This window comes from Aliiroseovarius conchicola (genome assembly GCF_041403445.1).
GTDB lineage: Bacteria > Pseudomonadota > Alphaproteobacteria > Rhodobacterales > Rhodobacteraceae > Aliiroseovarius > Aliiroseovarius conchicola.
Genome location: NZ_JBGEHL010000009.1, coordinates 111,321 through 129,481 on the forward strand (window position 1 = coordinate 111,321; position 18,161 = coordinate 129,481).

The 18,161-nt window shown below is 56.0% G+C and carries 19 protein-coding genes and 1 riboswitch; of the genes, 8 read left to right on the top strand and 11 right to left on the bottom strand.

Annotated elements, in window-relative coordinates:
- Positions 1 to 7 precede the first annotated feature (7 nt).
- From phnY to V6N04_RS14530, 3 genes are all read left to right on the top strand, one after another.
- Entirely contained in the window at positions 8 to 1,456 is a 1,449-nt protein-coding gene (gene phnY / locus V6N04_RS14520) for a phosphonoacetaldehyde dehydrogenase (RefSeq protein ID WP_371170915.1), read from the top strand.
- 77 nt (positions 1,457 to 1,533) lie between these two features.
- Positions 1,534 to 2,889 (top strand): (R)-1-hydroxy-2-aminoethylphosphonate ammonia-lyase, encoded by a 1,356-nt coding sequence (pbfA, locus tag V6N04_RS14525; protein ID WP_371170916.1) that lies wholly within the window; start codon positions 1,534 to 1,536, stop codon positions 2,887 to 2,889.
- Positions 2,886 to 3,725, top strand: coding sequence for an EamA family transporter (locus tag V6N04_RS14530; RefSeq protein ID WP_371170917.1), 840 nt, complete (start codon positions 2,886 to 2,888; stop codon positions 3,723 to 3,725). The genes pbfA and V6N04_RS14530 overlap by 4 nt, the downstream gene beginning before the upstream one ends.
- 6 nt (positions 3,726 to 3,731) lie before the next feature.
- On the opposite strand, the gene V6N04_RS14535 is transcribed toward V6N04_RS14530, so the two are convergent.
- The gene (locus V6N04_RS14535; RefSeq protein ID WP_371170918.1) at positions 3,732 to 4,745 is read right to left on the bottom strand and encodes a 2-hydroxyacid dehydrogenase; all 1,014 of its coding nucleotides are present in this window, start codon (positions 4,743 to 4,745) and stop codon (positions 3,732 to 3,734) included.
- A gap of 9 nt (positions 4,746 to 4,754) precedes the next feature.
- The gene (locus tag V6N04_RS14540; RefSeq protein WP_371170919.1) at positions 4,755 to 5,240 is read right to left on the bottom strand and encodes a MarR family winged helix-turn-helix transcriptional regulator; all 486 of its coding nucleotides are present in this window, start codon (positions 5,238 to 5,240) and stop codon (positions 4,755 to 4,757) included.
- Positions 5,241 to 5,359: 119 nt separating this feature from the next.
- Here V6N04_RS14540 and V6N04_RS14545 point away from each other — a divergent pair, with 119 nt between their 5' ends.
- Complete coding sequence (locus V6N04_RS14545; RefSeq protein WP_371170920.1) at positions 5,360 to 5,965, top strand: YceI family protein; 606 nt, start codon at positions 5,360 to 5,362, stop codon at positions 5,963 to 5,965.
- Position 5,966: 1 nt separating this feature from the next.
- Positions 5,967 to 6,539 carry a cytochrome b gene (locus V6N04_RS14550; protein ID WP_371170921.1) on the top strand — a complete coding sequence of 191 codons (573 nt, stop codon included), beginning with the start codon at positions 5,967 to 5,969 and terminating at the stop codon, positions 6,537 to 6,539.
- A gap of 28 nt (positions 6,540 to 6,567) precedes the next feature.
- On the opposite strand, the gene aroC is transcribed toward V6N04_RS14550, so the two are convergent.
- Both aroC and V6N04_RS14560 read right to left on the bottom strand, forming a co-directional pair.
- Positions 6,568 to 7,677, bottom strand: a complete 1,110-nt coding sequence (gene aroC, locus V6N04_RS14555; RefSeq protein ID WP_371170922.1) for a chorismate synthase — start codon at positions 7,675 to 7,677, stop codon at positions 6,568 to 6,570.
- A 60-nt stretch (positions 7,678 to 7,737) separates the two neighbouring features.
- Complete coding sequence (locus tag V6N04_RS14560) at positions 7,738 to 8,721, bottom strand: DMT family transporter (protein WP_371170923.1); 984 nt, start codon at positions 8,719 to 8,721, stop codon at positions 7,738 to 7,740.
- 97 nt (positions 8,722 to 8,818) lie between these two features.
- Positions 8,819 to 8,920: riboswitch (TPP riboswitch) on the top strand.
- 36 nt (positions 8,921 to 8,956) lie between these two features.
- Here V6N04_RS14560 and V6N04_RS14565 point away from each other — a divergent pair.
- From V6N04_RS14565 to V6N04_RS14575, 3 genes are read left to right on the top strand one after another with little or no spacing between them, the layout of a single operon-like run.
- Positions 8,957 to 9,946, top strand: a complete 990-nt coding sequence (locus tag V6N04_RS14565) for a thiamine ABC transporter substrate-binding protein (protein WP_371170924.1) — start codon at positions 8,957 to 8,959, stop codon at positions 9,944 to 9,946.
- 1 nt (position 9,947) lies between these two features.
- Entirely contained in the window at positions 9,948 to 11,516 is a 1,569-nt protein-coding gene (locus V6N04_RS14570; protein ID WP_371170925.1) for a thiamine/thiamine pyrophosphate ABC transporter permease ThiP, read from the top strand.
- Positions 11,503 to 12,195 carry a thiamine ABC transporter ATP-binding protein gene (locus V6N04_RS14575; RefSeq protein WP_371170926.1) on the top strand — a complete coding sequence of 231 codons (693 nt, stop codon included), beginning with the start codon at positions 11,503 to 11,505 and terminating at the stop codon, positions 12,193 to 12,195. The genes V6N04_RS14570 and V6N04_RS14575 overlap by 14 nt, the downstream gene beginning before the upstream one ends.
- 143 nt (positions 12,196 to 12,338) lie before the next feature.
- Here the strand turns inward: V6N04_RS14575 and V6N04_RS14580 are convergent, their stop codons facing one another.
- From V6N04_RS14580 to mtaB, 7 genes are all read right to left on the bottom strand, one after another.
- Entirely contained in the window at positions 12,339 to 13,133 is a 795-nt protein-coding gene (locus V6N04_RS14580; protein WP_371170927.1) for a cytochrome c1, read from the bottom strand.
- Between the two features lie 14 nt (positions 13,134 to 13,147).
- Positions 13,148 to 14,461: a cytochrome b gene (gene petB / locus V6N04_RS14585; protein ID WP_371170928.1), complete on the bottom strand. Its 1,314-nt coding sequence runs from the start codon at positions 14,459 to 14,461 to the stop codon at positions 13,148 to 13,150.
- An 11-nt stretch (positions 14,462 to 14,472) separates the two neighbouring features.
- The gene (gene petA, locus V6N04_RS14590; protein WP_371170929.1) at positions 14,473 to 15,033 is read right to left on the bottom strand and encodes a ubiquinol-cytochrome c reductase iron-sulfur subunit; all 561 of its coding nucleotides are present in this window, start codon (positions 15,031 to 15,033) and stop codon (positions 14,473 to 14,475) included.
- Between the two features lie 274 nt (positions 15,034 to 15,307).
- A complete protein-coding gene (locus V6N04_RS14595; protein ID WP_371170930.1) occupies positions 15,308 to 15,910 on the bottom strand; it encodes a glutathione S-transferase in 603 nt (200 codons plus the stop codon).
- Positions 15,911 to 15,913: 3 nt separating this feature from the next.
- Positions 15,914 to 16,192: a hypothetical protein gene (locus tag V6N04_RS14600; protein WP_371170931.1), complete on the bottom strand. Its 279-nt coding sequence runs from the start codon at positions 16,190 to 16,192 to the stop codon at positions 15,914 to 15,916.
- 48 nt (positions 16,193 to 16,240) lie between these two features.
- Entirely contained in the window at positions 16,241 to 16,858 is a 618-nt protein-coding gene (locus V6N04_RS14605) for an FMN-binding negative transcriptional regulator (protein WP_371170932.1), read from the bottom strand.
- Between the two features lie 30 nt (positions 16,859 to 16,888).
- On the bottom strand, positions 16,889 to 18,160 hold the full coding sequence (gene mtaB, locus V6N04_RS14610; RefSeq protein WP_371170933.1) for a tRNA (N(6)-L-threonylcarbamoyladenosine(37)-C(2))-methylthiotransferase MtaB: 1,272 nt from the start codon (positions 18,158 to 18,160) through the stop codon (positions 16,889 to 16,891).
- Position 18,161: the final 1 nt, after the last annotated feature.

Sequence of the window (18,161 nt, forward strand, 5' to 3'; positions counted from 1 at the left end):
TAACGCAATGAACAAAGACGATATTCGTCACGAAGGTATGCGCATCGGTGGAGAGATTGTCTTCACCGATGATGTCGTTGAAGTGAAGTACCCATATACCGATGAAGTTATTGGGACCGTGCCGGCAGGTAAGGCTGAGCACGCGCGCAAAGCGTTCGAGATCGCGGCGAACTACAAATCGAAGCTCTCGCGCTATGAGCGGTCGCAAATCTTGCAGCGTGCTGGCGAGTTGATTGGTGAGCGTCGTGACGAACTTGCCAAATGGCTGACGCTGGAGCTGGGAATTTGTCATCAGCACGCGATCTACGAGACTAAGCGCGCGCAGGACGTTTATCAGTTCGCTGCAAGCCAATCGATGAATGATGACGGTGAGATTTTCTCGTGTGATCTGACGCACAACGGAAAAGAGCGCAAGATTTTCACCAAGCGCGAACCGGTGAAAGCAATTTCGGCAATCACACCGTTCAACCACCCACTGAACATGGTCAGCCACAAAATCGCGCCTTCGATTGCGACTAATAACTGCATGGTGTGTAAGCCGACCGAGTTGACGCCTTTAACCGCCATTGCCTTGGCGGACATCCTATACGAAGCTGGACTTCCACCAGAGATGTTTCAGGTCGTCACAGGTTTGCCGCAAGACATTGGCGAAGAGATGATCACCAATGAAAACATCGACATCATCACGTTCACCGGTGGTGTGCCCGTTGGCAAATTGATCGCCGAAAAAGCATCCTATAAGCGGCAGGCGCTGGAGCTGGGTGGCAACGATCCTCTGATTATCTGCAACGATCTTAATGACGCCGATCTGGACAAAGCCGCGACCATCGCCGTTGCAGGCGCCACTGGCAACTCGGGTCAGCGCTGCACTGCGATCAAGCGGATTTTGGTACAGGAAAGTGTCGCTGATAAGTTCGTTCCAATGGTGTTGGAGAAAGCCAAGAAGATCAAATTTGGCGACCCTCAAGACCCCGAAACCGAGCTGGGTTGTGTGATCCATTCGCAGGCTGCTGAGCTGTTTGAAAAACGTGTGTTCATGGCCGAGGAAGAGGGTGCAGAAATCCTTTACCATCCAGGTCGTCAGGGCGCATTGTTGCCACCGATCGTGGTCGACAAGGTGCCCCACGACAGCGAGTTGGTGATGGAAGAGACCTTTGGGCCGATCATTCCAATCGTGCGCGTACCTGACAACGACGAAGAAGTCATGGCGATTTCGAACTCCACCGATTTCGGTTTGTCGTCCGGTGTATGCACCAACGATCTGAACCGCGCGATTTCGTATATCAACGGATTGGATGTCGGCACCTGCAACATCTGGGAGCAACCCGGATACCGTATCGAAACCTCTCCCTTCGGTGGTATCAAGGACAGCGGTAACGCCGTCAAAGAAGGTGTGACCGAAGCGATGAAGTTCTTCACCAACGTGAAGACCTATTCGCTGCCCTGGCCGAACTAAAGGAACGCGAGACGAGATTACCTCCCCAACTGTGGGGCGCGGATTTCCGTGCCTCACCTTTTCCAATTGAGGGTCCCATGAATACGAAGATCGTACATACCGAAGGTGAATCAAACACGTCAGATGCGCGACGCGCTTGGTTGAAAAAATCTATCGGACCTCAATCGGACCCACTTTTGAAACGCGATGCGAAAGCGTTCATGCACCAAAGCCTGTCCAGCCCTTGCGTCAGCACGATTGCCAAGGCTGACGGCATCTGGATCGAGGATATGGACGGTCGCCGGTTCATGGATTTCCATGGCAACTCGGTCCACCATATCGGTTATGGCCACCCCAAGTTAATTGAAGCGATCAAGGCGCAACTTGACGACCTGCCTTTCGCGCCGCGCCGCTTCACCAATGATCCAGCTGTGGAGCTGGCCGAGAAACTGGCCGAAATTGCCCCCGGCGACCTGAGCAAAATTTTGTTCACTACCGGCGGGTCTGACGCCAACGAAGTCGCCCTGAAGATCGCGCGTGCCGCGACGGGGCGGTTCAAAACGATCTCGTTCTGGGATTCCTTTCATGGGGCTGGGTTAGGGGCAGCCAGTGTGGGCGGAGAGGCCACGTTCAGAAGCCACATTGCTGGCCCGTTGTTATCGGGCACGGAGCATGTCGCGCCCTTTGCGTGTTACCGCTGCCCCTATAATCACGCCAGCCCAGACACCTGCGGCTTGGCCTGTGCCAAGATGGTCGAGTTCGTTCTGGAACGCGAAGGCGATGTCGCCGCCGTTATTGCAGAACCAATGCGGGCCGTTCCCTATGTGCCGCCCCCCGGTTTCTGGAAAGCCGTACGCGAGGCTTGCAATCGCCACGGCGCTCTTTTGATCATGGACGAAATCCCAACGGGTTTGGGCAAGACTGGTAAGATGTTCGCGTTCGAACATGACGACATCATTCCGGATATCGTCACGATGGGCAAGGCGCTGGGCGGCGGTATACTTCCGATTGCGGCCTGTGTGGCGCGTCGCGAACTTGATGTTTGCGGTGACTTTGCAATCGGGCACTATACCCACGAGAAAAACCCGGTTACGTCCCGCGCCGCCTTGACCACCATTCAGATTATCGAAGAAGAAGGGTTGGTCGAACGTTCTGCCAAGTTGGGTTTGCGCGCGATGCAGATGCTTCAGGACCGACTGGATGGGGTCAAGATCGTCGGAGATATCCGCGGCCGCGGTTTGATGTTCGGCGTCGAGATTGTCGAAGACCGCGCGTTGAAGACCCCAGGCAACGCAATTGCTGAACGTATCTATTATGCCTGTCTTGAAGCGGGTCTGAGTTTCAAGATTAGTCAAGGTTGCGTTCTGACCCTGTCTCCGCCGCTCACTATATCCGAGGGCGATCTGGACCGTGCACTTGGGATCGTAGTCGAGGCGGTCAAAGACGCGGCATGACGGCGTCGGTCGCTCTGATCGTCCTCTCTGCTGCGTTCTTACATGCGCTATGGAACGCCTTGGTCAAAGGGGCGGGGGATCGGGTGATCACGCTTGGCATGATTGCGCTTGGTCATGTGGCATTCAGTTTGGTTTTCATCGGCTTTGCCCCATTCCCCGACAAGGCCGCCTGGCCATATATGATCGCGTCGATCATGATCCATTGGCTGTACTTCTACTTCTTGAATATTGCCTATCGGCTTGGGGATCTAAGCTTTATCTATCCTGTGGCGCGCGGGTTCGCCCCGGTCCTTGTTGCACTGGGCGCCTTTCTGTTTGTGGGCGAGGTATTGTCTGTCCAAGCATGGCTCGGCATCATTCTGGTATCCGTCGGAATTATGTTGCTGGCAAAGGGCTCGTTCTCGACCGACCTATCGCGTAACGCACTTTTTGCGGCCCTCGCAATCGGGGGAACTGTAGTGGCCTACACGCTAGTCGACGGTATCGGCGTACGAATGTCTGGAACGACACTAGGATATGTCGGCTGGCTTTTCATGTCGAAGATACTGATCGTGCTCTATCTTTTTCCGACCCGAATGGACCGTCTTCGGGCGCAATCCACAAAGTCGCTGATGATCGGATTCATGGGAGGCGTAGTGTCGGGGACGGCTTATGCGCTGGTGCTCTATGCCAAGACGCTTGCCCCATTGGGCATTGTATCTGCCCTACGTGAAACTTCGGTTATATTTGCGGCGATGATCGGCGTCCTATGGTTCGGCGAGGGTCCCAAAACGCGAAGGCTGTTGTCCGGCGCAATCGTCGGAGGCGGTATCGTGTGCATTGGTTTGGCGCGGTAAGCGGGTCTAATCCATGAACCTGACACCGGTTGTTTGTGCGCGCAGACGCGGGTCAGCGGATTTGACCACGACGTCGCGTCCCTCCAACACTTCCAAACACCGATCCAGCGTTTCATCTTCGAGCCGTTGCATCGCCTCTTGGGTGTAGAACGTCAGATGTGGTGACAGAATAACGTTGGGGTAGTCGAAGAGTTCGCGCAACGGATGATCATCTTTCGACAGCGGCTCTTGGCTGAATACATCCAACCCTGCCCCTGCTATCCACTTTTTCCTGATCGCTTGCAGCAGGGCCACTTCGTCGACGATTGCGCCTCGTGACACGTTGATTAAGAACGCTGAAGGTTTCATCGCACGCAACTGGTCTTTGCCGATCAGACCCTTTGTCTTGTTATTCAAGACACAATGGACCGACACGAAATCGCTTTGCGCCATCAGATCATTCAGATCGTCAATTTTCTCAACACCAATGGCGCCCATTTCCTCGGCAGAGGTGTGCGGGCTATAGGCGATGACCCGCGCCCGAAATCCAAGTCCAGCCATGCGTGCCATACTACGCCCGATCTTCCCCAGACCGATGATACCCACGGTTTTGCCAGCAATGTCATTTCCCAGCCAAGTGGGCTCAGGCCAAGCCCAGCCTTGTTGGGTCATGTGCGTGTCGAGCGCTGTAAGCTTCTTCGCCAGCGCGATCATCAGGGCAAATGCGCCTTCTGCCACGGTCTCTTCGGCATATTCGGGGACGTTAACGACGGCGACGTCATGCTCAATCGCAGCAGGAATGTCGATGGCGTCAATTCCGACGCCGTACTTCACGATGCCCTTCAAGTTTGGCGCGTTCTCGATGACTTGCCGAGTGATTGGCGTGTAGCACATCAAGATTAAGTCGGCATCGTGGGACGCCTGCATAAGTGTTGCCTCTGACGCGCCGTCAGGCAGCAACACTAGATCGTGCCCGGCCGAGATCAATGCCGCATCAAGGCGAGGTGTTTGTAACTCGCTGTCAGTTCGTACGATTTTCACGGGAGGCTCCTAGCGGCAAGTCGTGGTGTTCTGAGGGTCATTCGGCTGCAGGTTCTCGATCTCTGGAGCGAGTGATTTTAGACCCTCTATCAGCCCGCAAGCGAGGCTGGTCGGGACTTTCTCTTCGATCTCGGACAACATAAGGCCGCCATACACGCCCCACATCCGAAGCCGCATCGCTTTTCCGGCTTCTGTGATCGTCAAAATACGCCCGCGGCGATCGCTAGGTGCTTTGATCTGTTGAACCAATCCATCCTCGGACATCCGTTTAAGTGTCCGCGATAGATTCGGCTGATCGAACAGGCTCTGTTTCTCAAGTTCGAATTGGCGCAGGCCATTCGGCGATCTCTCAAGTCCCCACAGAATATCATACCAACCAGCTGGCGGAAGACCGGCGCGTCGAAGGTCGCTTTCAAAGCGTTGGGTCACTTGTTTGTGCGCTCGGTTCAGCAGCACCCAGATCGCGGTTGTCGTCTCATTTGGCTTCTTGTCCATCTCACGTTTCCGTTACTGCAATAGCAGAGGCCTTCCCTTGCCTCGCCAATTTAGATACATGCGCATGTATCTAAATGCAAATCCCCATATTTGCACAGCATGTCAAAGGAGACATCACAATGAAACAGTTTCTATCTCAATCTGCACTGGCTGTCGGCCTGATTGTCACAGCTTCGTCCAACGCATTCGCGGAAACGTATAAGTTTGACCCCACGCATACGGAAATCCGATTCTATTATAACCACGCTGGGCTGTCCGAGCAGTCGGGCCAGTGGAAAGTCATCGGTGGAGAAGTGAACTTTGATCCCGCAGACATCGCGGCAACAAGCGTCACTGTGACCGTTGATCCAGCAAGCATCGATACTGGTGTCGGGCCGTTGGACGACCACCTGAAAAGCGCTGACTTTTTTGATGTTGAAAAGTTCCCTGAGATCACCTTCACCTCAACTGGTGTGACGCAGACTTCGGATACCACGATTACGCTGGTCGGCGATCTGACGATCAAAGACAACACCAAGCCTATCACCATGGAATTCAAGCTGAACCATAACGGCCCGCATCCGTTGGGCGAGTTCTTTGATTATTACCAAGGTGAATGGCTGGGCGTCGAAGGCACCGCTGATATGCTACGTTCTGACTATGGTGTTGGTATGTTTGCCCCAGTGACATCTGACGAAGTACGTCTGGAAATCTCTGCCGAGATGCGCGCGGGCGGCTGGGAATAACATGCAGCTGACGAACACGACAAAAAGCTGGGGCATTGTGACGCGCGCGTTTCACTGGTCCATCGCCGGGATCATCCTGTTCTTGTTGGGACTGGGAACCTATGCGACCTATTTTGTGAGTGATGCTTTGGAGCAATTTCGATTGATCCAGACACACAAAAGCTGGGGCTTCGTCGTGTTCGTCCTTGCCGTCTTACGGATTGGATGGCGCTTGATGAATAAACCGTCACCCTCGCTGCCCGACCACATGTCGGGGCTTGAGAGGCTCGCCGCCAAGCTTGGGCATCTCGGACTCTATGTCCTGATGATCGTGATGCCGCTATCTGGTTGGCTCATGTCTTCAGCCTCACCGCTTCAAGATCGGTTTGGCGTGAAAAACAAAGTCTTCGGTTGGTTCGAGATGTACGACCCTTTCGTGCCCGGAGACGCGGCACTGGCCGAGACTTTTGCACAAGTTCATTACTGGTCCGCCATTGCGTTGGCCGGGCTGCTGATTGGCCACGCCGGCGCAGCGCTTTGGCATCACTTTCATCACAAGGACGATGTTCTCAAAAGAATGGTGAAGGGTGTTTAGAAAGAGCGGCGCTTAACGCAACCTCTGACTAACCAATCGACCCACGCACGCCTTCACCCATCTGTGCGCGGTGCAGCATGACGTGATCAAGGATTACACAGGCAGCCATGGCTTCGCCCACCGGTACAGCGCGGATACCGACGCAGGGGTCGTGCCGCCCTTTGGTGACGACCTCTATCGGTTCACCTGATTTGGTGATCGACTGGCGTGGGGTCAGGATTGAACTGGTGGGCTTCACCGCGAACCGGACCACAATGTCCTGACCGCTTGAGATACCACCCAGAATGCCACCGGCATGATTTGACGAAAACACCGGTTGGCCGTCATTGCCCATGAATATCTCATCGGCGTTCTCGGTGCCTCTGAGCCCGGCAGCGGCCATACCTTCACCGATCTCGACACCCTTCACGGCGTTGATCGACATCATTGCGGCGGCAAGGTCTGTATCGAGCTTGGCATAGATCGGGGCACCCAATCCAACCGGCGCGCCACGGACCACGACCTCAATCGCGGCACCAACGCTGTCGTTTTCTTTGGTGCGCAGCTTTTGTAGATAATCTTCCCATTCCTGCACGGCCGAGTTGTCCGGCAGCCAAAATGGGTTCTGGTCAATGGCGTCCCAGTCAAACTTCTCTCGATCTAGGTGGAGCGCGCCCATCTGGGTCATGTAACCCTTAATCTCAATTCCGGGCACGAGGGCCTTCAATGCCTCACGGGCAATTCCACCGGCTGCAACACGTGCGGCGGTTTCGCGGGCAGATGAGCGCCCACCACCACGCGGATCGCGGATCCCATACTTCTGCCAATAAGTGATATCGGCGTGACCGGGGCGGAACGTCTTTTCAATCTCGCCATAGTCTTTCGAGCGCTGATCGGTGTTCTCGATCATCAGCTGAATGGGCGTACCGGTGGTCTTGCCCTCGTACACACCAGACAGAATACGAACCTGATCGGGCTCGTTGCGTTGAGTCATGTTTTTGTTCTGACCGGGGCGGCGCTTGTCCAGCCACACTTGGATCATCTCGGCTTCCAACGGCACACCCGGAGGGCATCCGTCAACCGTTGCACCCAAAGCGGGCCCGTGGCTTTCACCCCATGTGGTGACGCGGAAAATATGTCCAAAGCTGTTCATCGACATGCGCGCTCTCCTTCGTTCTCAGCGTGATAGCGAAGGGACGAATGAAAGGGAAGCGCCTGCTCAGCTTTGTTCTGGCGCTGTGGACTTTCCATCCTTGCGACGACGGTGCTTTGGTTTCGGACTGGGGCCAGCATCGTAACGCGGGTTCGGGTCGCGCAGAATTGGGTTGCGGACTGAAACCGATGGGCGGCTTTCGCGCCACACGATGAAAACGCCGGACGCGATGATAATGGACGCTCCGACGCCGACCCACATATCAGGTAGCTCGTTGAAGAACAGAAGCCCAAAGATGGTGGCCCAAAGGATTTGGCTGTATTGGATTGGAGCCACGACAGCGGCTGGCGCGATGCGGTAGGCCCCAATGATGAGCACCTGCGCGCCTACGGACAGAACGCCTAGGCTCGCGAACATGCCGAGCTCTACCATCTCCATGGGCACATAGACGAACGGTAGTATGATCGCCATCGCAAGGATCGATGACAGCATCGGGTAGAGGATCATGACAGCGGTCCGTTCTTCGCCGCCGATTTTTCGCATGATGACAGAGCCAAGGCTTGAGCAAAACGCCGCGACAAGCGCACAGATGTGGCCGAGGGATATTTGCGTCACACCTGGGCGCAATACGATGAGAACACCGATCAACCCAACCACTACTGCAGCCCAGCGTTGGGCGCGCACAGGTTCGCCAAGCAAGAATGCCGACATCGCTGTGATCAGAAGCGGTGTCGCAAATAAAAGCGCATAGACCTCGGCCAAAGACAGTACGGTAAAGGCATAGAACGCTGTCGACATCGCGACCAGTGCGGTGGCCGATCGCAAAAGGATCAGCCATGGGTGATGGGGCCTGAAATTATCAACCTGCCGGTCCGCCAGCATCAGCACCGACATCGGCACGAATGCAAACAGCATCGCGAAAAAGATGATCTGAAAGACCGAGTAGTTGACGCCCAGCGCCTTAATGATCGCATCGTGTGTCGCAAACACGGCGAAGGCGGCAAAGGCAAAGCCCATCCCTGTAATCGGTGATTGGGGTGCGTCCGACATAGCGGGCTCCATCATGCTGGGTGTTAGCGGTCACATTGCCCATCGCAATCGTAACGTCAAGGGGGGCTTGCCAAGTCGGCTCAAACCCGTCAGGTATGGCGCCACCTCGGGGTGCCAGTTTTCTGGCTGAGATGCACATGTGCGACCCGTAGAACCTGAACCGGCTAGAACCGGCGGAGGGAAGGTAATTTGGATACCCCAAATGCCACTCCGTTCGGCACATTTGGAGGACGCCATGAAACAGACCCTTTCATTTGTCGCAGGACTTTCATTGATGGTTACGACCGCTGTGGCGGAAGACAAACCAGTGTTGCAAGTCTACGCGCCTGACTATTTCGCATCGGAATGGGGTCCCGGTCCCGGGATCGAGAAGGGCTTTGAAGCCCAGTGCGATTGCGATCTGCAGTTCATCACCGGCGACGTATTGCCCCGCCTGCTTCTGGAAGGCGAGCGGACCGAGGCAGACGTCGTGATCGGACTGAACACTGACGTGACGGCGCGGGCACGCGCTTCGAACCTGTTTGCGCCACACGGGCAGGATACAAGCAGCCTGACCATGCCGATTGACTGGACGGACGACGTGTTCCTGCCTTTCAACTACGGCTACACCGCGTTCATCTATGACAACACCAAGATGAGCAATCCGCCTAAGACATTTGATGAACTGTTGGCTTTGCCCGATGACGTGAAGATCGTTATCCAAGACCCGCGCAGCTCGATCTCGGGTCTTGCGCTGCTGTTGTGGGTCAAAGCTATCTATGGGGATGAGGCGCCCGAGGCGTGGGCCAAGCTTGCCCCGAAAATCCTGACGGTGACGCAAGGCTGGTCTGAAGCCTATGGCATGTTCACGGACGGTGAGGCCGACATGGTCTTGTCCTACACAACCTCGCCTGCCTATCACATCATCGCCGAGGAAGACATGACCAAGTCGGCGGCGATCTTTGACGAAGGGCACTACTTCATGGTGGAGCTTGTGGGCAAGATTGCGGGCACGGATCAGCCTGAGCTGGCTGATAAGTTCATGGACTATGTTCTAAGCGAGGAATTCCAGTCGATGATCCCAACCAGCAACTGGTCCTACCCGGCCAAGCTGGACGACAGCAAGCTGCCCGAGAAGTTCGGCCTACTTGGCGTTCCGGGCAAAGCCATCTTCTATTCCGAAACCGAAGCTGAGGACCTGCGCAAACCTGCGTTGGACGAATGGCTGAACGCGTTTTCGCAATAAAATGACACGGTCGGGCCGGATAGATCGCCCCATATGGGTGACCCACTGGCCCGGCCTGCTTGCCGCGCTTCTGCTTTTACTTCTGGTCTTCGGTACGTTGTTGGCCGTCGCGCTGAGGGCAGAGGGCGGGCGCGGTCTTGGCCCATCCGATTGGGCTGCGATCCGGTTCACACTCTGGCAAGCAGCGGCATCAGCGGCCATCAGCGTTGTTCTGGCAATTCCCGTCGCCCGCGCGCTGGCTCGGCGCAGCTTTCCAGGCAGGGGTGCCCTTGTGACCTTGTTGGGTGCACCGTTCATCCTGCCGATTATTGTCGCTGTGTTGGGGCTAATCGCGGTTTTCGGGCGCAAAGGGATCGTCAGCTCCGTCATGGGTGTTTTCGGTTTCGAACCGATCTCGATCTACGGGTATCAAGGCGTCCTGCTTGCCCATGTGTTCTTTAATTTACCACTTGCGACGCGCCTGATCCTGCAGGGTTGGCTTTCGATACCCGCCGAGCGGTTTCGACTTGCTGCGTCGCTTGGCATGAGACCATCGGACATCTCTCGGACGTTGGAACGCCCCATGCTGCGCGAGGTCGTGCCGGGCGCGTTCCTTGTGATCTTCCTGATCTGCTTGACCTCTTTCGCCGTCGCGCTTGCGCTGGGCGGTGGTCCAAGGGCAACAACGGTTGAGCTGGCCATTTACGAGGCGTTCAAGTTCGACTTTGACCTGAACCGCGCGGCCCTTCTGGCACTGATCCAGTTCGCGATGGGGGCGACAGCTGCACTAATCGCACTTCGTATATCATTCCCCGGCGACATGGGAACGGGCTTCGATCGTGCCGTGCAAAGATGGGATGACACCACGGGCCAACGCATTGTGGATGTCCTCGCGATAACCCTTGCGAGCCTTTTTCTACTGTTGCCTTTGTCGTTGGTTGTCATGAACGGCGTTCCCAACCTCTTGTCTTTGCCGGGTTCGGTATTCTCTGCGGCCACGCGCTCGCTATCGGTCGCCATCGGATCAGCTTTCCTAACGCTGGCATTTGCAATCCCCATTGCCGCGCTGGTGGTGCAACGAAGCGCGCGTTTGGTCGAGGTCTTGGGCTACCTGACCATCGCCGCATCGCCACTGGTGATCGGCACAGGACTGTTCATCATCTTGTTCCCCCTCATCAAACCCTCCGATCTCGCATTGCCGGTTACGGCCCTTGTAAATGCCGCGATGAGTCTGCCTTTCGCCTTACGTGCCCTTGTTCCCGCATTAGCGGCGATTGAGCGAGACTACGGAGCGTTGGCTGACGGGCTTGGAATGCAAGGTTTGACCCGTGTGCGCTTGTTGTGGCTTCCACGCCTACGCCGCCCAATGGGCTTTGCGTTGGGGCTGGCTGCTGCGCTGTCGATGGGGGATCTTGGAGTGATCGCGATGTTTGCCGATCCACAAGGCGTGACACTTCCACTGCAGCTTTACCGTCTGATGGGCGCGTACCGAATGGATGACGCCGCCGCCGCCGCCCTGCTGCTACTAGCTTTGTCGCTGGCCCTATTCTGGATTTTCGATAAAGGAGGTCGGGTCGATGCTGACACTTGACCGCGCCCATATTGCTTTGGGTGACTTTACACTCTCTGCAGACATACAAATCGAAAGGGGCCAACGGGTCGCGATATTAGGCCCTTCAGGTGCCGGTAAGTCCACGTTGCTCGCAGCGATTGCAGGGTTTCAGTCACTCTCATCCGGCACGGTCTCTTGGGATGGTATGGCGATGAGCCCCGATCCCGCAGTTCGGCCCATCTCGATGGTGTTTCAGGACAACAACCTGTTTCCGCACCTAACCGTTGCACAGAATGTCGGTCTGGGCGTCCGTCCAAATCTGAAACTCAGCGTTTTCGAAAACTCATTGGTCGATGCGGCTCTCTCACGTGTCGGCCTTGCGGACATGGGTGCGCGTAAACCATCCCAGCTTTCGGGTGGTCAAATCGCGCGCGTTGCCTTGGCGCGTGTGCTTTTGCGTAACCGCCCGCTGTTGTTGCTCGACGAGCCTTTCAGCGCGCTTGGTCCTGCGCTCAGGGCAGAGATGCTGACACTGGTACGTGACCTCGCAGCGGAAACCGACGCAACCTTGCTGATGGTTAGCCACAATCCCCAAGATGCTCAACTGATCGCGGATCAAGTTGTACTGGTCGCTGACAATGCGGCACATGCGCCAGTCCCCACGCAAAGCATATTCGACAACCCACCAGAAGCACTGCGTCACTATCTCGGCGACTGACGTTCGACCATATTTTTTCTTGTCTGAAATATCCCGGGGGAACGCCAATGAAATTGGCGTGGGGGCTGGCCCCCAACCGCATAGTGACAAGAAAAAAGGGCGCCACATTGGGCGCCCTTTCCTAGTCTATCCAAACGCTACACTTACGCGTCGAAATCTTTGCCCTTATGCGGCGCCCAGAGCTTTTTGTTGGTCAGATACAGAAGCGAAGTCAGCAAGACCAGCATCAGTACTGCCACAAAGCCGGTTTGCTTACGCGCCGCCATTTTGGGTTCAGCCGCCCACATCAGGAAGGCCGATACGTCTTCGGCCAGGTGGTGCGCAGAACTGCTGTGACCATTGTCGAACTCAACTGTTCCATCTTCCAACTGTGGTGCCATCGAAGCATAGCCGCCGGGGAAGGCCGAGTTGCCATAAAGGACAGTACCCGCAACCTCTTTCTCTTCACCGGTAAAGCCGGTTAGGAAGCTATAGATGTATTCGCCGCCGCCGATGCCATAGAACATCTGGTTCAAACCAGTACCTGCTGGACCATGGAAGCCAGCACGCGCCTTCGCCATCAAGCTCAGATCAGGCGCGTTTTCGACACCGCTTTTTGGAAAGTGATCCGCCGGTTTGGCTGGAACGTCTTCTTCAAGCTCAGCATCATAAACCGTGAAGTTCTCGGATGCATATACGCGCACTTCGTCTTCGCTGAACTCGGGTCCGCCGGGCTCAGCCAATGAACGGAAGGTCACGTATTGCAGACCGTGACAGGCCGCGCAAACTTCGGTGTAGACCTTCAGGCCACGACGAAGTTGTTCTTTGTCGTAGGTGCCAAAGGGGCCTTCATATGAAAAGGCAACATCTTCGATGTGACCTTCATCACCCGCTGCTATGGCCCCACCAGTGGAAAGCGCCAAAGCCGTGATTGCGGTTGCTGTGAGTTGTTTGATCATCGTTTTCGATCCTCTCACTCGGCTGCGCCGGGATAGTGGGCGTTGAAGTCTTCCTCGATCGAGGCCGGCGGCGTTGTGGGTTTTTCGAACAGACCCAATAGCGGCAGGATGATCAAGAAATAGGCGAACCAATATGCAGATGCGATTAGAGAAATCCAATCGTATGGCGGATCGGTTGGGCGTGCACCCACCCACATCAGAACGACGAAGTCGATCAAAAGCAGGCGGAACCACCACTTGAACGCAGGGCGATACTTGCCCGAACGAGCCGACGATGTGTCGAGCCATGGGACCAGTGCCATCACGAGGATCGCACCAAACATCGCCAACACGCCAAAGAACTTCGCGTCGATGATGCCGCCGGTCAGGAAGCTGACCAGCTGCACGGCCCAAACATCAGCCGTAAAGGCCCGCAGGATCGCGTAGAAGGGCAGGAAGTACCATTCCGGCACGATGTGTGCTGGTGTCGCCAGAGCGTTCGCCTCGATGTAGTTATCGGGGTGACCCAAATAGTTGGGCATGAAGCCGACAATCGCGAAAAAGCCAATCAGCACCAGACCAAGGGCAAACAGATCCTTAATCACGAAATAGGGCCAGAAGGGCAGCGTGTCTTTCGCGGCTTCCTCTTTGGAGCCAGTCCGCACATCAACACCGGTCGGGTTGTTGTTGCCCGTGGTGTGGAACGCCCAGATGTGAACGGCCACAAGCGCGGCGATCACGAAGGGCAGCAGATAGTGCAGCGAGAAGAAGCGGTTCAGCGTGGCATTATCCACCGCCGGTCCACCCAGCAAGAAGGTTTGCAGACTTTCACCAATGAACGGAATTGCACCGAACAGACCTGTGATAACCGTCGCGCCCCAGAAGGACATTTGACCCCAAGGCAGAACGTAGCCCATGAACCCTGTGGCCATCATCAGAAGATAGATGATCATGCCGATGATCCATGTGACTTCGCGCGGCGCCTTGTACGATCCGTAGAACAAACCACGGAAGATGTGGATGTAAACGGCAAGGAAGAACAAGGACGCGCCGTTTTGGTGGATATAGCGGATCATATGACCGCCATTCACGTTACGCATGATATGTTCGACCGAGGCAAAGGCCTGATCTACATGCGGCGTGTAGTGCATCACCAGAATGATACCAGTGACAATCTGCATCACCAGGCAGAACGCCAGGACGATGCCCCAGATCCACCACCAGTTCAGGTTTTTCGGGGTGGGGATCATCAGTGTGTCATATGCAAGGCCTACAATAGGAAGGCGCTGGTGCAGCCACTTTTCAAAACCCGTCTTGGGTTCGTAGTGATCGTGAGGAATTCCAGACATATAAGCCTCCCTTAACCCAGCTTGATCGTCGCGTCGTCGACGAATTCGGCAGTGGGGATATGCAGGTTCTCGGGTGCCGGTCCCTTACGGATACGTCCCGACGTGTCGTAGTGCGAGCCGTGGCAGGGGCAGAACCAGCCACCGTATTCGCCAGCGCCGTCACCGATAGGTACACAACCAAGGTGTGTACACACACCCAGCATGACCAGCCATTCGCCGTTTTCATCCATGACGCGGTTTTTGTCTTCCGCGTCAGCTTCAGGCTTGTTGGCATTCTCGGCCGATTGGTCGATCAGTTCATCAAGCTTAACGGCACGAGCAGCCTCGATTTCTTCGGCCGTGCGGCGGCGAATGAAAACGGGTTTACCCAACCATTTTACAGTCAGCTGAGTCCCTACCTCGATATCCCCGATGTCAACACGGATCGAGCTGAGCGCCCGAACATCCGCCGAGGGGTTCATCTGGTTGACCAGCGGCCAAACGGCGGCACCCGCCGTCACGGCTGCTGCACCGCCTGTTGCATAATAAAGGAAGTCCCGGCGGGTTCCTTCGTGGTCGTCGGCTTGTGACAAGAGCGCATCTCCCTAGCTAGGTCGCAGAATTGCAACCGACACGACAGTTGACCGCCTAAGAAAGCGGTCCGTTTCGCGGCTGTTTATCCAAGGAATAGCGCTCAGTCCAGCGGTCATTAGGGCGCAGGGGAGGCTTTTCAAGACATTGACGCCCTGAATCCGCACCTGACCGTCTTTGTTTACAACGTCAATTGGTTCTTTGAGGCGAATCTGACGGTTTAAGGGTGCGACGCCATGACTTTGCTCAAGTCCAGGTCGCAGCTGGTTTTTGACGTTACTCGGGTTTTGTTGCTTTGAAGCTGTCGCGTTGCGAAAATACGGCAAACCAGTCGTCCAAAGCATCCCGTCCTTTGCGCCATTCGCGGTCGGCGTGCCGAAAGTCAAGATATCCAAGCGCACAACCAACGGCGATTTGCCCCATATCGAGACGGCCAGAGAGATGGCTCATCCAGCGGGTGTTGAGCGCGTCTAGTGCACCCTCGATCTTGCCCCATTGCGCATCCAGCCAACCGGGGAACTGCATCACTTCGGGACGACAGCGTAGCTCGTAGACCATTAGAACGCCCGCATCCATGATTGCGTCAGCTGTGGCTTCGATTGTTAAAGCATCCCAGAGCCGGCTTTCAGGATAAAGGTTTGATCCCGCGCGAGCGTCAAGGAAGCGCGTGATGACCCTGCTGTCGTAGAGGGTTGGCGCATCTGGCCGAATCAACGCAGGGATTTTGGACATCGGATTCGCTGCTGTTAGCTTTGGGTCGGGGTCCAATGGCGATGATGCGAGTTCAACCAACTCCACCTCGTTCTCTTGCCCGGTTTCCAAGGCTAGCATACGTACTTTGCGCGCGAATGGAGAGGCATGGGAGAATATGAGCTGCACGGATCAGACTTTCCGAAATCGGATGCGTGTCAGGCTGACAGCATCAATTTCCAGGCCTGGCCCGTCCTTGCCTAACCGAATCACACGAACCATCCGCGCGGTAGAGTTGACCTGATCGCCATCGCGCCGCGCAGTGATCCCCTCTGGCGCATCATCCAACGCGTCCTCGGCGCGTTGATCACGCCGCCCACGCTCGATTGACCGCGCCAGCGCATAGGTTGCCACAGCCACGGTTCCATAGCGCAAAGCGACAACTGCAATCGGTGCCAATGGTAATGCCATGTGATCCTCCTTTACATTAATGTAGGAAGACCGGGGCCATATGTCCACTCACGCAGGCGGATCAGCCATCAAACGGGCGATTTCCTGAAGTTCTTGTCCGATACCCGATGGCATCTTGTTTGCCGCGCTAAGCCGCGCTGTGTCTTCCCGGTTCTGACCGAGCTTCCAGGTGCCATCAATCTGGTCGACGTCCAACCGACAGGGTAGAATCATCCGCGTCAGCTTCGCCGTCTGAGCGTCCGACAGCTTGTCCATCGTCCAAGGCAGTTTGTCACTCAGTCGTTGTTCATAGGCGGCGGACTGACGTGTCAGAAGATCCAGAAGCGTATCGGGGTCCGCCAGTTGGAGCACGCCTCGAATGTGCACTGACACATAATTCCATGTCGGCACCATATCGTCGCTGTTGTACCAATCCGGCGATACATATCCGTCCGCTCCAGTTACGGCGATGACCGCCGCTAGGGGCGCTTGCAGCGCACGCACGATTGGGTTTGAGCGGACGAGGTGAAGTTCTGCTGTGCGGCCGTCCGCTGATAGTATGAATGGCACATGACTGATCAGCGGGCCGTCACTTGCGTTTATAGCGAGCGTGCCAAACGCGCGGTCACGGGCAAACGCTATGTTCTGATCTAGGGTTGCTTCACGGAATGTTGGGTTGGGATGCATATCGCAGGCCTGACAGTTTGTTCTAGGCTGTCAGTCTGCTCTGACAACCAGCTTATTGTCTACGATTGTGGTTGTTGTTGCCGTTACAATATCGCCTTCTCGCTGAGGCGACTGGAAGAGAACCTCGGCAAACTGCTCGGTCCGTCCCATGGTGGGGTTCTCCATCAAAATCTGATGCTCCCGACCCACCTGCGCGGTCAAATGGTGAGCCACTTGTGCATCGCCTGCGGCGCGAAGCCGTGCAGCGCGCTCCTTGATGACTGTACCGTTCACCTGAGTCGGGATTTTCGCTGCCGGAGTCCCTTCACGTTTCGAGTATGGGAAGACGTGAAGCCATGTCAGATCGCAGTCGGTCACCAGCTTTAGGTTATTCTCAAAATGTGCGTCGGTTTCGGTGGGGAACCCCGCAATGATGTCTGCCCCAAATGTCATATCGGGCCGCAAGCGGCGCGCTTCCTCGCAAAATGCAATAGCATCGTCGCGCAAGTGCCGCCGTTTCATTCGCTTCAGGATCAGATCGTCGCCGTGCTGCAGGCTGAGGTGCAAATGCGGCATCAGACGCGGTTCCGACGCAATGGCCAACATCAGGTTCTCGTCGGCCTCAATCGAATCGATTGAACTTATGCGCAAGCGCGGAAGATCAGGCACAAGACGCAGGATGCGCATCACCAGATCACCCAAGCGCGGCTCGCCTGGCAAGTCCGCCCCCCAACTTGTCAGGTCAACACCGGTCAGGACGACTTCGTTGAAACCCTTATCCACCAGTCGCTTGATCTGATCGACAACCACGCCTGCCGGAACACTGCGAGAATTTCCGCGTCCATAGGGGATGATGCAGAACGTGCAGCGGTGATCACAACCATTCTGAACCTGCACATAGGCGCGGGATCGCGTCCCGAAGCCATCAATCAGGTGGCTTGCCGTCTCGGTGACGGACATGATGTCGTTGACTTGTATACGCTCGGTTTCGCCAATCAGATCAGGCGCAAGGCCTGCCCAAGTCTCAGGAGACATCTTTTCGTGATTTCCGATGACCGCATCGACCTCTTCCATCGCGGTAAAGGTCTCGGGTTCTGTCTGGGCCGCACAGCCTGTGACGATGACTTTGGCGTCTGGGTTTTCTCGACGCAGCTTGCGGATTTCCTGACGCGCTTTGCGCACGGCTTCTGCAGTTACGGCACAGGTGTTCACGACCACCGCACCCTCAACACCAGCCTCATCAGCCAGACGTTTCATCGCCTCGGTTTCATAGGCGTTCAGTCGACAACCAAGCGTCGCAAAGACTGGAGGTTTGGCGCCCAAC

Coding starts and splice junctions, on each gene's coding strand:
- phnY (WP_371170915.1), top strand. CDS start 8: ATGAACAAAGACGATATTCGTCACGAAGGTATGCGCATCGGTGGAGAG.
- pbfA (WP_371170916.1), top strand. CDS start 1,534: ATGAATACGAAGATCGTACATACCGAAGGTGAATCAAACACGTCAGAT.
- V6N04_RS14530 (WP_371170917.1), top strand. CDS start 2,886: ATGACGGCGTCGGTCGCTCTGATCGTCCTCTCTGCTGCGTTCTTACAT.
- V6N04_RS14540 (WP_371170919.1), bottom strand. CDS start 5,240: ATGGACAAGAAGCCAAATGAGACGACAACCGCGATCTGGGTGCTGCTG.
- V6N04_RS14545 (WP_371170920.1), top strand. CDS start 5,360: ATGAAACAGTTTCTATCTCAATCTGCACTGGCTGTCGGCCTGATTGTC.
- V6N04_RS14550 (WP_371170921.1), top strand. CDS start 5,967: ATGCAGCTGACGAACACGACAAAAAGCTGGGGCATTGTGACGCGCGCG.
- aroC (WP_371170922.1), bottom strand. CDS start 7,677: ATGTCGATGAACAGCTTTGGACATATTTTCCGCGTCACCACATGGGGT.
- V6N04_RS14560 (WP_371170923.1), bottom strand. CDS start 8,721: ATGTCGGACGCACCCCAATCACCGATTACAGGGATGGGCTTTGCCTTT.
- V6N04_RS14565 (WP_371170924.1), top strand. CDS start 8,957: ATGAAACAGACCCTTTCATTTGTCGCAGGACTTTCATTGATGGTTACG.
- V6N04_RS14570 (WP_371170925.1), top strand. CDS start 9,948: ATGACACGGTCGGGCCGGATAGATCGCCCCATATGGGTGACCCACTGG.
- V6N04_RS14575 (WP_371170926.1), top strand. CDS start 11,503: ATGCTGACACTTGACCGCGCCCATATTGCTTTGGGTGACTTTACACTC.
- V6N04_RS14580 (WP_371170927.1), bottom strand. CDS start 13,133: ATGATCAAACAACTCACAGCAACCGCAATCACGGCTTTGGCGCTTTCC.
- petB (WP_371170928.1), bottom strand. CDS start 14,461: ATGTCTGGAATTCCTCACGATCACTACGAACCCAAGACGGGTTTTGAA.
- V6N04_RS14600 (WP_371170931.1), bottom strand. CDS start 16,192: ATGGCATTACCATTGGCACCGATTGCAGTTGTCGCTTTGCGCTATGGA.
- V6N04_RS14605 (WP_371170932.1), bottom strand. CDS start 16,858: ATGCATCCCAACCCAACATTCCGTGAAGCAACCCTAGATCAGAACATA.